At 52.2% G+C, this 12,444-nt stretch carries 7 protein-coding genes, 4 tRNA genes, 3 rRNA genes and 1 riboswitch; of the genes, 2 read left to right on the top strand and 12 right to left on the bottom strand.

Annotated features, from left to right (window positions below; translation table 11 throughout):
- Nucleotides 1-16: 16 nt before the first annotated feature.
- The gene (locus tag N1249_RS21835) at nt 17-355 is read right to left on the bottom strand and encodes a DUF413 domain-containing protein (protein ID WP_259833386.1); all 339 of its coding nucleotides are present in this window, start codon (nt 353-355) and stop codon (nt 17-19) included.
- Between the two features lie 118 nt (nt 356-473).
- On the opposite strand from N1249_RS21835, the gene hdfR reads away from it, so the two are divergent.
- The gene (hdfR, locus tag N1249_RS21840) at nt 474-1,295 is read left to right on the top strand and encodes an HTH-type transcriptional regulator HdfR (RefSeq protein WP_259833388.1); all 822 of its coding nucleotides are present in this window, start codon (nt 474-476) and stop codon (nt 1,293-1,295) included.
- Between the two features lie 99 nt (nt 1,296-1,394).
- Here hdfR and N1249_RS21845 read toward each other — a convergent pair.
- From N1249_RS21845 to btuB, 9 genes are all read right to left on the bottom strand, one after another.
- Nucleotides 1,395-1,470: transfer RNA gene (locus tag N1249_RS21845), tRNA-Trp, on the bottom strand.
- A gap of 55 nt (nt 1,471-1,525) precedes the next feature.
- A tRNA-Asp gene (locus N1249_RS21850) sits at nt 1,526-1,602 on the bottom strand.
- 55 nt (nt 1,603-1,657) lie between these two features.
- A 5S ribosomal RNA gene (rrf, locus tag N1249_RS21855) occupies nt 1,658-1,773 on the bottom strand.
- Between the two features lie 72 nt (nt 1,774-1,845).
- A 23S ribosomal RNA gene (locus N1249_RS21860) occupies nt 1,846-4,750 on the bottom strand.
- A 180-nt stretch (nt 4,751-4,930) separates the two neighbouring features.
- Nucleotides 4,931-5,006, bottom strand: a tRNA-Ala gene (locus N1249_RS21865).
- A gap of 49 nt (nt 5,007-5,055) precedes the next feature.
- A tRNA-Ile gene (locus N1249_RS21870) sits at nt 5,056-5,132 on the bottom strand.
- Nucleotides 5,133-5,201: 69 nt separating this feature from the next.
- A 16S ribosomal RNA gene (locus N1249_RS21875) occupies nt 5,202-6,741 on the bottom strand.
- The 16S, 23S and 5S rRNA genes sit together here with 4 tRNA genes alongside, the layout of an rRNA operon.
- A 385-nt stretch (nt 6,742-7,126) precedes the next feature.
- The gene (gene murI / locus N1249_RS21880) at nt 7,127-7,978 is read right to left on the bottom strand and encodes a glutamate racemase (RefSeq protein WP_259833389.1); all 852 of its coding nucleotides are present in this window, start codon (nt 7,976-7,978) and stop codon (nt 7,127-7,129) included.
- The gene (gene btuB / locus N1249_RS21885; protein WP_259833390.1) at nt 7,923-9,776 is read right to left on the bottom strand and encodes a TonB-dependent vitamin B12 receptor BtuB; all 1,854 of its coding nucleotides are present in this window, start codon (nt 9,774-9,776) and stop codon (nt 7,923-7,925) included. Before btuB ends, murI begins: the two co-directional genes overlap by 56 nt.
- Before the next feature lie 65 nt (nt 9,777-9,841).
- A riboswitch (cobalamin riboswitch) is annotated at nt 9,842-10,018 on the bottom strand.
- A gap of 104 nt (nt 10,019-10,122) precedes the next feature.
- Between btuB and trmA the strand changes: the two genes are divergently transcribed.
- Nucleotides 10,123-11,223 (top strand): tRNA (uridine(54)-C5)-methyltransferase TrmA, encoded by a 1,101-nt coding sequence (trmA, locus tag N1249_RS21890; protein ID WP_259833392.1) that lies wholly within the window; start codon nt 10,123-10,125, stop codon nt 11,221-11,223.
- A 91-nt stretch (nt 11,224-11,314) separates the two neighbouring features.
- On the opposite strand, the gene N1249_RS21895 is transcribed toward trmA, so the two are convergent.
- Together N1249_RS21895 and fabR are read right to left on the bottom strand one after the other, a co-directional pair.
- The gene (locus N1249_RS21895) at nt 11,315-11,671 is read right to left on the bottom strand and encodes a YijD family membrane protein (protein WP_259833394.1); all 357 of its coding nucleotides are present in this window, start codon (nt 11,669-11,671) and stop codon (nt 11,315-11,317) included.
- Between the two features lie 10 nt (nt 11,672-11,681).
- Entirely contained in the window at nt 11,682-12,320 is a 639-nt protein-coding gene (fabR, locus tag N1249_RS21900) for an HTH-type transcriptional repressor FabR (RefSeq protein ID WP_259833396.1), read from the bottom strand.
- Between the last annotated feature and the right edge of the window lie 124 nt (nt 12,321-12,444).

The raw sequence follows: 12,444 nt of genomic DNA on the forward strand, positions 1-12,444 counted from the left end.
CCCTTTTCTTGTCACATTAGTCGTCAGACTCGGTGTAATCTTCAGCACCTTCCATCTGCGGCTTACCGCCAGACAGCGTGTGGAAACGCTTAGGACGCTTGATACGCGCCATATACTTCACCCATACGCGTTCTGCTTCTGATACCGGCTCACGCTCGCCACGGCAAACGGCAACAAACTGTTTTTCGTCTTCCGTTTCTGGTTCACGTTTCCCCAGATCCAACTCGTTAAAGGCATAACCATGACGCTCAAGCAGTTGTGCCTCTTTAATGGTGAAGTCACCATGGCGAGAGAACCCGCGCGGATAATTTTTATTGTCGAAAAAACGATTCGTTGTCGTAAAGCTTTCCGCCATCCTACACGCTCCTAATTCTTTGGCCGAGCTATTTATGGCGCGGAGTATTAGTTACGCTTGACAGAGTGTAAAACAAAACATTTAAATCATAACGACAAATAATTTTGCGGAGAAAGATGTGGATACGGAATTGCTAAAAACTTTCCTCGAAGTGAGCAGAACGCGTCACTTCGGGCGAGCAGCGGAAGCCCTTTATCTGACGCAGTCAGCGGTCAGTTTTCGTATTCGTCAGCTGGAGAATCAGCTGGGTGTGAATCTTTTTACTCGCCACCGCAACAACATCCGTTTGACGCCTGCCGGTGAAAAACTATTGCCCTATGCAGAAACGCTGATGAATACCTGGCAAGCGGCGCGCAAGGAGGTTGCGCATACCTCACGGCATAACGAATTCTCTATTGGGGCCAGCGCATCGCTATGGGAATGTATGCTCAGTAAATGGCTTTCCCGGCTATATCGTTCCCATAACCACCTACAGTTTGAAGCAAGAATTGCGCAACGTCAGTCGCTGGTTAAGCAATTGCACGAACGCCAGCTGGATCTCCTGATCACGACAGAAGCCCCCAAAATGGACGAATTTAGCAGCCAGATTATTGGGCAATTTAGCCTTTCACTGTATGCCTCTGAACCCTCTATGATGAAAGCTGATCTTAACTATTTACGCCTGGAATGGGGGCCGGATTTTCAACAACATGAGGCTGGATTGATCGCAAGTGATGACGTGCCTCAGCTCACCACAAGCTCGGCTGAAATCGCCTGTCAGCAGCTTTCTTTGCTCAAAGGTTGCACCTGGTTACCCACACTCTGGGCAGACAATAAGCCGGAATTGCATACTGTGGCGGATTCCACAACGCTCTCAAGACCGCTCTATGCCATCTGGTTGCAGAACAGTGACAAACAATCTCAGATAAAAGATCTATTGAAAATCAACATAATGGAATGATGCTAATCACCTGCATGGACGCAGGTAGCATTTTCAGAGGCGAGATTTTACTATTTTAAAGGCAAAAAAAAATCCTTTGCCTAAGCAAAGGATTATATATGGCAGGGGCGGAGAGACTCGAACTCGCGACACCCGGTTTTGGAGACCGGTGCTCTACCAACTGAGCTACGCCCCTAAATTTTCTTACCATTAAGCCTGCTAAGATATAGCAGGCTTAATGTCTTAATAAGTGGCGGAACGGACGGGACTCGAACCCGCGACCCCCTGCGTGACAGGCAGGTATTCTAACCGACTGAACTACCGCTCCACCGAAGACTTCTGTAACCACCGGATTTATGCACCGGCTTACTACTTAATTTGATGCCTGGCAGTTCCCTACTCTCACATGGGGAGACCCCACACTACCATCGGCGCTACGGCGTTTCACTTCTGAGTTCGGCATGGGGTCAGGTGGGACCACCGCGCTAAAGCCGCCAGGCAAATTCTGTTAAATCTGTATCAAAGCTGAAAATCTTCTGTCTCTCGTCCGCCGAAACAGCTTCGGCGTTGTAAGGTTAAGCCTCACGGTTCATTAGTATCGGTTAGCTCAACGTATCGCTACGCTTACACACCCGACCTATCAACGTCGTCGTCTTCAACGTTCCTTCAGGACCCTTAAAGGGTCAGGGAGAACTCATCTCGGGGCAAGTTTCGTGCTTAGATGCTTTCAGCACTTATCTTTTCCGCATTTAGCTACCGGGCAATGCCATTGGCATGACAACCCGAACACCAGTGATGCGTCCACTCCGGTCCTCTCGTACTAGGAGCAGCCCCCCTCAATTCTCCAGCGCCCACGGCAGATAGGGACCGAACTGTCTCACGACGTTCTAAACCCAGCTCGCGTACCACTTTAAACGGCGAACAGCCGTACCCTTGGGACCTACTTCAGCCCCAGGATGTGATGAGCCGACATCGAGGTGCCAAACACCGCCGTCGATATGAACTCTTGGGCGGTATCAGCCTGTTATCCCCGGAGTACCTTTTATCCGTTGAGCGATGGCCCTTCCATTCAGAACCACCGGATCACTATGACCTGCTTTCGCACCTGCTCGAGCCGTCACTCTCGCAGTCAAGCTAGCTTATGCCATTGCACTAACCTCCTGATGTCCGACCAGGATTAGCTAACCTTCGTGCTCCTCCGTTACTCTTTGGGAGGAGACCGCCCCAGTCAAACTACCCACCAGACACTGTCCGCAACCCGGATTACGGGTCTACGTTAGAACACCAGCCATTAAAGGGTGGTATTTCAAGGATGGCTCCATGCAGACTGGCGTCCACACTTCAAAGCCTCCCACCTATCCTACACATCAAGGACCAGTGTTCAGTGTCAAGCTATAGTAAAGGTTCACGGGGTCTTTCCGTCTTGCCGCGGGTACACTGCATCTTCACAGCGAGTTCAATTTCACTGAGTCTCGGGTGGAGACAGCCTGGCCATCATTACGCCATTCGTGCAGGTCGGAACTTACCCGACAAGGAATTTCGCTACCTTAGGACCGTTATAGTTACGGCCGCCGTTTACCGGGGCTTCGATCAAGAGCTTCGCGTTGCCGCTAACCCCATCAATTAACCTTCCGGCACCGGGCAGGCGTCACACCGTATACGTCCACTTTCGTGTTTGCACAGTGCTGTGTTTTTAATAAACAGTTGCAGCCAGCTGGTATCTTCGACTGATTTCAGCTCCACCCGCAGGGGCTTCACCTACATATCAGCGTGCCTTCTCCCGAAGTTACGGCACCATTTTGCCTAGTTCCTTCACCCGAGTTCTCTCAAGCGCCTTGGTATTCTCTACCTGACCACCTGTGTCGGTTTGGGGTACGATTTGATGTTACCTGATGCTTAGAGGCTTTTCCTGGAAGCAGGGCATTTGTTACTTCAGCACCGTAGTGCCTCGTCATCACACCTCAGCGTTAAAAAGAGTCCGGATTTACCTAAACTCTCCGCCTACATGCTTAAACCGGGACAACCGTCGCCCGGCTAACATAGCCTTCTCCGTCCCCCCTTCGCAGTAACACCAAGTACAGGAATATTAACCTGTTTCCCATCGACTACGCCTTTCGGCCTCGCCTTAGGGGTCGACTCACCCTGCCCCGATTAACGTTGGACAGGAACCCTTGGTCTTCCGGCGTGCGGGCTTTTCACCCGCATTATCGTTACTTATGTCAGCATTCGCACTTCTGATACCTCCAGCAACCCTCACAGGCCACCTTCAACGGCTTACAGAACGCTCCCCTACCCAACAACACATAGTGTCGCTGCCGCAGCTTCGGTGCATGGTTTAGCCCCGTTACATCTTCCGCGCAGGCCGACTCGACCAGTGAGCTATTACGCTTTCTTTAAATGATGGCTGCTTCTAAGCCAACATCCTGGCTGTCTGTGCCTTCCCACATCGTTTCCCACTTAACCATGACTTTGGGACCTTAGCTGGCGGTCTGGGTTGTTTCCCTCTTCACGACGGACGTTAGCACCCGCCGTGTGTCTCCCGTGATAACATTCTTCGGTATTCGTAGTTTGCATCGGGTTGGTAAGCCGGGATGGCCCCCTAGCCGAAACAGTGCTCTACCCCCGAAGATGAGTTCACGAGGCGCTACCTAAATAGCTTTCGGGGAGAACCAGCTATCTCCCGGTTTGATTGGCCTTTCACCCCCAGCCACAAGTCATCCGCTAATTTTTCAACATTAGTCGGTTCGGTCCTCCAGTTAGTGTTACCCAACCTTCAACCTGCCCATGGCTAGATCACCGGGTTTCGGGTCTATACCCTGCAACTTAACGCCCAGTTAAGACTCGGTTTCCCTTCGGCTCCCCTATACGGTTAACCTTGCTACAGAATATAAGTCGCTGACCCATTATACAAAAGGTACGCAGTCACACCACGAAGGTGCTCCCACTGCTTGTACGTACACGGTTTCAGGTTCTTTTTCACTCCCCTCGCCGGGGTTCTTTTCGCCTTTCCCTCACGGTACTGGTTCACTATCGGTCAGTCAGGAGTATTTAGCCTTGGAGGATGGTCCCCCCATATTCAGACAGGATACCACGTGTCCCGCCCTACTCTTCGAGTTCACAGCAAGTGTGCTTTCGTGTACGGGGCTATCACCCTGTATCGCCGGACTTTCCAGACCGTTCCACTAACACACAAGCTGATTCAGACTCTGGGCTGCTCCCCGTTCGCTCGCCGCTACTGGGGGAATCTCGGTTGATTTCTTTTCCTCGGGGTACTTAGATGTTTCAGTTCCCCCGGTTCGCCTCGTTAACCTATGTATTCAGTTAACGATAGTGTGTCGGAACACACTGGGTTTCCCCATTCGGACATCGCCGGGTCAAAGGTTCATATCACCTCGCCGGCGCTTTTCGCAGATTAGCACGTCCTTCATCGCCTCTGACTGCCAGGGCATCCACCGTGTACGCTTAGTCGCTTAACCTCACAACCCGAAGATGTTTCTTTCGATTCATCATCAAATTGCGAAAATTTGAGAGACTCGAACACACCATTTAAGATGTGTCGTTTCAATTTTCAGCTTGATCCAGATTTTTAAAGAGCAAAACTTCGCAGTGAACCTTTTCAGGTACACTCTGAAGTTTTCTTGTTTTCGCAGTAAAGATGGTGGAGCTATGCGGGATCGAACCGCAGACCTCCTGCGTGCAAGGCAGGCGCTCTCCCAGCTGAGCTATAACCCCATCGCAAAATGCTAATCTCTGTACCGCTCATCCTTTAACATAAGGATTTTGGTAGGCCTGAGTGGACTTGAACCACCGACCTCACCCTTATCAGGGGTGCGCTCTAACCACCTGAGCTACAAGCCTGCAGAGATTTTTACTGCTATTTTTCATCAGACAATCTGTGTGAGCACTACAAAGGCAGGTTCTTTAAGGTAAGGAGGTGATCCAACCGCAGGTTCCCCTACGGTTACCTTGTTACGACTTCACCCCAGTCATGAATCACAAAGTGGTAAGCGCCCTCCCGAAGGTTAAGCTACCTACTTCTTTTGCAACCCACTCCCATGGTGTGACGGGCGGTGTGTACAAGGCCCGGGAACGTATTCACCGTAGCATTCTGATCTACGATTACTAGCGATTCCGACTTCATGGAGTCGAGTTGCAGACTCCAATCCGGACTACGACATACTTTATGAGGTCCGCTTGCTCTCGCGAGGTCGCTTCTCTTTGTATATGCCATTGTAGCACGTGTGTAGCCCTACTCGTAAGGGCCATGATGACTTGACGTCATCCCCACCTTCCTCCAGTTTATCACTGGCAGTCTCCTTTGAGTTCCCGGCCGGACCGCTGGCAACAAAGGATAAGGGTTGCGCTCGTTGCGGGACTTAACCCAACATTTCACAACACGAGCTGACGACAGCCATGCAGCACCTGTCTCAGAGTTCCCGAAGGCACCAATCCATCTCTGGAAAGTTCTCTGGATGTCAAGAGTAGGTAAGGTTCTTCGCGTTGCATCGAATTAAACCACATGCTCCACCGCTTGTGCGGGCCCCCGTCAATTCATTTGAGTTTTAACCTTGCGGCCGTACTCCCCAGGCGGTCGATTTAACGCGTTAGCTCCGGAAGCCACTCCTCAAGGGAACAACCTCCAAATCGACATCGTTTACGGCGTGGACTACCAGGGTATCTAATCCTGTTTGCTCCCCACGCTTTCGCACCTGAGCGTCAGTCTTTGTCCAGGGGGCCGCCTTCGCCACCGGTATTCCTCCAGATCTCTACGCATTTCACCGCTACACCTGGAATTCTACCCCCCTCTACAAGACTCTAGCCTGCCAGTTTCGAATGCAGTTCCCAGGTTGAGCCCGGGGATTTCACATCCGACTTGACAGACCGCCTGCGTGCGCTTTACGCCCAGTAATTCCGATTAACGCTTGCACCCTCCGTATTACCGCGGCTGCTGGCACGGAGTTAGCCGGTGCTTCTTCTGCGAGTAACGTCAATCACCAAGGTTATTAACCTTAATGCCTTCCTCCTCGCTGAAAGTACTTTACAACCCGAAGGCCTTCTTCATACACGCGGCATGGCTGCATCAGGCTTGCGCCCATTGTGCAATATTCCCCACTGCTGCCTCCCGTAGGAGTCTGGACCGTGTCTCAGTTCCAGTGTGGCTGGTCATCCTCTCAGACCAGCTAGGGATCGTCGCCTAGGTGAGCCATTACCCCACCTACTAGCTAATCCCATCTGGGCACATCTGATGGCAAGAGGCCCGAAGGTCCCCCTCTTTGGTCTTGCGACATTATGCGGTATTAGCTACCGTTTCCAGTAGTTATCCCCCTCCATCAGGCAGTTTCCCAGACATTACTCACCCGTCCGCCGCTCGTCACCCAGGAGCAAGCTCCCTGTGTTACCGCTCGACTTGCATGTGTTAGGCCTGCCGCCAGCGTTCAATCTGAGCCATGATCAAACTCTTCAATTTAAAAGTTTGATGCTCAATGAATTAAACTTCGTAATGAATTACGTGTTCACTCGTTGAGACTTGGTATTCATTTATCGTCCGGGGACGTTAAGAATCCATGTCACTTTGAGTGCCCACACAGATTGTCTGATAAATTGTTAAAGAGCAGTGCAACGCGGCTTTCAGCTCACCGTTGCGAGGTCCCGTATATTACGTTTTCCTCATTCAGAGTCAAGCGTTTATTTTCACTTTTCTCTGCTGGCGTTCATCTCTGAACCCCGCTAACCCGGCGGCTTGTAAGCCGTTGTTCCGTGTCAGTGGAGGCGCATTATAGGGAGTTCTCAGACGTTGACAACCCCTCTTTTGAAAAAAACTTTCAACCGTCTCTTTTTTGCTCAAAACCGTGCTACAACGCTAGTTTTTCGAGCGTTTCAAAGCCGTAACGATGTAAAACGGGTAAAAGTTGTTCAGTCTCTTTTGTTATTGCCATACAAAAAGCGATATTGGCATCGGTAGATTTTGCATCTGGCGCTTCATGTTCAAGCAGCCAGGCGGTACGACGCGCGATTGCCGCACCGGAATCCACCAGCCGGGTCCCCTCTGGCAGAACTGCCAGAAGCTCTTCCTGTAAAAGAGGGAAATGAGTGCATCCCAGAACAACGGTGTCCGGTGGCTCCGGCAGCCGCAGCCACGGACGCAAAATGCGGCGTAGCTCTTCCAGCGGAACCTCGTGTCCATGCAACTTCGCTTCCGCCATTTCGACAAGCTCCGCAGAGCCGAGCATCGCAATCTGGCATTCATTAGCAAAGCGGTCGATCAGCTCACGTGTATAAGGACGCTTCACCGTGCCGCGCGTAGCCAGCAACCCGACAATCCCATTCGCCGTCAGACGAGCGGCCGGTTTAATCGCAGGCACTACGCCCACAACCGGGAACGGGAATTTTTCGCGTAATGCGGGAAGGGATACCGTACTCGCCGTATTGCAGGCGATCACGGCCAGCGCCAGAGGATAGCGCTTTTGCACGGCAGTCACGATTTCAAGGACACGCTCAACAATGAACTCTTCGCTCTTTTCACCATAAGGGAAAGCGACGTTATCGAAAGCATAGATGTAATGGAGATTCGGCAGGAGATGCCGAATCTCATCATAGACCGAAAGCCCACCGACGCCGGAATCAAACACCAGCACGGTGGGACGCGGATCAGAAGGTGTAGCTGCCAGACAAGGTGTATTCCCGTCCTGCAGTTTGGTAGCCATAAACTGTCTCGTAATCTTTATCGAACAGGTTGGCTATTTTACCACGAACTGTAAGGTGAGAGGTGACAGGATATGAAACTGCGACATCCCACAGACTTACACCGCCCATTTTCACACGTTCTGACGCATAGGTATTTGGATCGATAGCAACGTCATAGCGGGTTCCCAGATAACGGTACGCAACGTTCCAGTCGAGGTCCCACACCTGCCAGTCCAGCTGATACTTAACCTGCTGCTTAGAGCGGCGAGCCAGTACTTCGTTGGTTTTCGCATTACGCGGATCAACATAATCGTAAGAAATCTGATGACCTACCGGGCCGGTGTCGAACTGCGCCGTGGCTTCCACACCTTTAATGCGCGCTTCGTCAACGTTGTAGTAACGATACGTATGCGGATCGCTGCTAATCAGATTATCAATGTCATTACGATAACCGGTAACGCGCCAGTTTACCGGCCCCGTCAGGCCTTCAAAGCCACCTTCCCACTGCTTACTCTCCTCCGGTTTAAGGTCCGGATTTCCGTAAGAAGCACTGTGGATCTGACTCATGGTCGGTGCTTTAAATGCTGTGCCGTAAGAGGCAATCACGCGATAACCATCCACAAACTCCCACGCAGCGCTGGTTTGCCATGTTCCGTGGTTGCCAAAGTTGGAGTTATCATCATTACGTGCTGCGGCTTCAAGCGTCACGCTATTGAACTGCTGCATCGCAGACAAGAACACGCCGGTATTGCGCTGCTCGTAGCCTTTATCCAGATAGCCCGTGCCCGCCTGGGTTTTCTGCTTCTGCCAGTCCAGACCCGCGCCGATATTCCCGTGACCCACTTCAACGGTGTTCAGCCACTGCGTCGTGTACTGCTTCACGTCGTCCATGGTTGCGGAATCAGCGTAACGCCCTTTTTTCGGGTCATAGTTCTGATCTTTACTGCGGCCGTAACCTGCCACCAGCTGCGACTGGAAAATCCCCTGGTTATAGCGCAGGCCAGTATCCCAGTTTTGGCTGTAGAGTTGGCGGGTATCCGGGCGACCGTCAACCATAAAGTTTGCGTCGTAGTGATCGTAGCCGTCATACGCCGTACGGTTGTCATAACCAAAACCACGGAAGAAACCGCTTACGCTGTCGGTAATTTGCTGCTCCACAGAGCCGTACAATGACTTACTCATAAAGCCGTCACGATCCGGCTGGCGCGGAGCATCTTTTGCACCGATATCAAAACCGCGGGTATAGGTATAGTTACCCGCCATGGTGATTTTGGTTTTATCCAGCACCTGCTGGAAGGAGCCATCGTAGGATTGATAGCCCTTAGAGCCCACACTCGCGGAGATTTCCGCGCCCGGCTTATCGCGCCCGGTGATGATGTTGATTACACCGCCAATCGCGTCGGAGCCATACAGCGCCGAACGTGGGCCACGAATGTATTCAATACGCTGAATCAGGGAAGTCGGGATCTGGCTGAGGTCAGGAACGTTGCTGATACCAGCATTGTTTAGCGGAATACCGTCAATCAGGACCAGCACGTGGCGAGATTCAGTACCACGAATAAAGGTAGAAGAGGTCGCGCCCATACCACCGCTTTGCGCGATGTCCACGCCTGGCAAACGTGACATGATTTCCACAACACTTTTTGCCTGCCAGCGTTCAATATCTTCACGCGTCACAACAGATGTCGGAGCCAGAACGGTTTTTGCCGGTTGCTCAAAACGGTTTGCAGTCACCACCAACGAGTCTGCGCTATCCTGCGCCCAGCCCGAAAATGCCGTGACGGAAAGCGCCGTCAACAGCGATACTTTTTTAATCATTGTAAAAGCATCCACAATATAAGAAGGATGCCGCAGGCCTCATCTATAGCACGCGATGATGAAACCAAATGCGACGTGATCCCGGCAGGTCTTCGGGCTAGGTGGCGTTTAATGGATGAAGACTTCCCGTTCTCACAGTGTCTACAACTTTCATCCCGCCAGTCTTTACCGCTGCGCGTCAGCTCCAGATTTACACTGGATTCCCTTTTCACTCTCAGGAGACCGGAAACAGAATGCTACAATTAGACACGTATAGATGTCCAGATAGCTATTAGCCATTAAATCTGGACATCCCCTGAACAATGCCTACAATCCCCGCGTAATTCTTTATCACTCAGGACGCATCATGACCCCCGAACACCTCCCGACAGAACAGTATGACGCGCAGCTGGCAGAGAAAGTTGTCCGCCTGCAAAGTATGATGACGCCTTTCAACGCGCCCGTTCCCGAGGTGTTCCGCTCGCCAGTCAGCCACTACCGTATGCGTGCGGAGTTCCGCATCTGGCATGATGGGGACGACCTGTACCACATCATTTTTGATCAGCAGACAAAATCCCGTATCCGTGTAGACAGTTTTCCGGCGGCAAGCGAGCTGATTAACCAGCTGATGACCCTCATTATGGATGGCGTGCGCAGCAACCCGGTGCTTCGCAACAAGCTGTTCCAGATTGACTACCTGACCACGCAAAGCAACCAGGCGATTGTCTCCCTGCTGTATCACAAAGCACTGAACGACGAGTGGCGCGAGCAGGCAGAAGCCCTGCGCGATGCGCTGCGCGCGCAGAACATCAACGTTCACCTGATTGGCCGCGCGACCAAAACTAAAATCATGCTCGACCAGGACTACATCGACGAGCGCCTGCCGGTAGCGGGTAAGGAGATGGTGTATCGTCAGGTCGAGAACAGCTTCACCCAGCCGAACGCCGCAATGAACGTGCAGATGCTGGAATGGGCGCTGAAAGCGACGGAAGGGTCTAAGGGCGATCTGCTGGAACTGTACTGCGGTAACGGCAACTTCTCGCTGGCGCTGGCGCGTAACTTCGATCGCGTGCTGGCAACGGAAATCGCCAAGCCGTCGGTTGCCGCCGCGCAGTACAACATTGCCGCTAACCATATCGACAACGTGCAGATCATTCGTATGGCGGCAGAAGAGTTCACGCAGGCGATGAACGGCGTACGCCAGTTTAACCGCCTGGAAGGGATCGATCTGAAAAGCTACCAGTGTGAGACGATTTTTGTCGACCCGCCGCGCAGTGGCCTGGACAGCGAAACCGAAAAGATGGTGCAGGCGTACCCGCGCATTTTGTATATCTCCTGCAACCCGGAAACCCTGTGCAAGAACCTTGAAACATTAAGCCAGACGCACAAGGTTGAACGCCTGGCGCTGTTCGATCAGTTCCCGTATACGCACCACATGGAGTGCGGTGTTTTACTTACCGCCCGGTGATCGATAGGCCGGATAAGCGTAGCGCCATCCGGCATTTTTGGCAGGTGGCGCTTCGCTTACCTGCCCTACAAGACTACAAAACGCTTCCCTACTACGGCAACTGGCTCTTGCGGTGACGCATCCGCGAGCCAATCCAGAATACCAGCGCCACAGACAGCACCGCCGGCAGGAAGTTTGAGCCGATATCCGGGTACTCTGCGCGTACCACAGTGCTATACAACAACACGCCTAAAATAAAGCAGGCAGCGGCAAGACCCGGCAACCCCACAGGCATCGTGCGGTTCAGATAGCGTTGATGCAGACAGTACACCGTCAGCACCAGTGCAATTAGCGGGAAAATTGAGAATGGTACGATAGAGCTGAAAACAGCCGAAAACGTGCCATTAATTGATAAGCCAGCGATCAATGCCAGCAACAACGTACCTTTATCCTGACCTGACTGTTTCATTACTCACCCTTCACTCATCGGTTTGATGTGCCAACTTCTCTTGTTCACGGCGATACCAGTAGTACGCACCTTTCGAAATCATGCGCAGCTGCAATACCAGTCGCTCTTCGAGCTGCTTGCGTTGTTCAATGCTGACATCCAGTGCTTCGGCACCCGCACTGAAGACAATTGTCACCATCGCCTCGGCCTGCGCTTCAGTGAATGCACGCGGCATATGGTTTTCGAGTTCAAGATAGTCGGCAAGTTCCGCGATGAAATGCTGAATTTCACGCGCGACCGCAGCACGAAATGCGGCCGATGTCCCGGAACGTTCACGCAACAGCAGGCGAAACGCGTTGGGGTTATTGCCGATAAATTCCATAAAGGTCGATACGGACGTGCGGATCACGCTGCCGCCTTTTGCGATACGCTGACGTGCCTGGCGCATCAGCTGGCGCAGCATCAGACCACTCTCATCGACCATGGTCAGGCCCAGTTCATCCACATCACGGAAATGACGATAGAAGGACGTTGGCGCAATCCCGGCCTCGCGTGCGACTTCGCGCAGGCTCAAACTGGCAAAACTTCGCTCAGCACTCAGTTGACTGAATGCGGCTTCCACCAGCGAACGCCGGGTTTTCTCTTTTTGTTGTGCTCTTACGCCCATCACGATAGTTGAATCCTTCCAAAGGCCTGATGGCACTATACCAGAGAATAAAATTAATCTGTTTGCCTGGCTTTGTGAATGATTGTTTACGCGCGGTTTGTGCTCCACTGCCCGAAAAAAGCACAAC

The organism is Enterobacter sp. CP102, assembly GCF_025152625.1.
Classification (GTDB): domain Bacteria; phylum Pseudomonadota; class Gammaproteobacteria; order Enterobacterales; family Enterobacteriaceae; genus Enterobacter; species Enterobacter soli.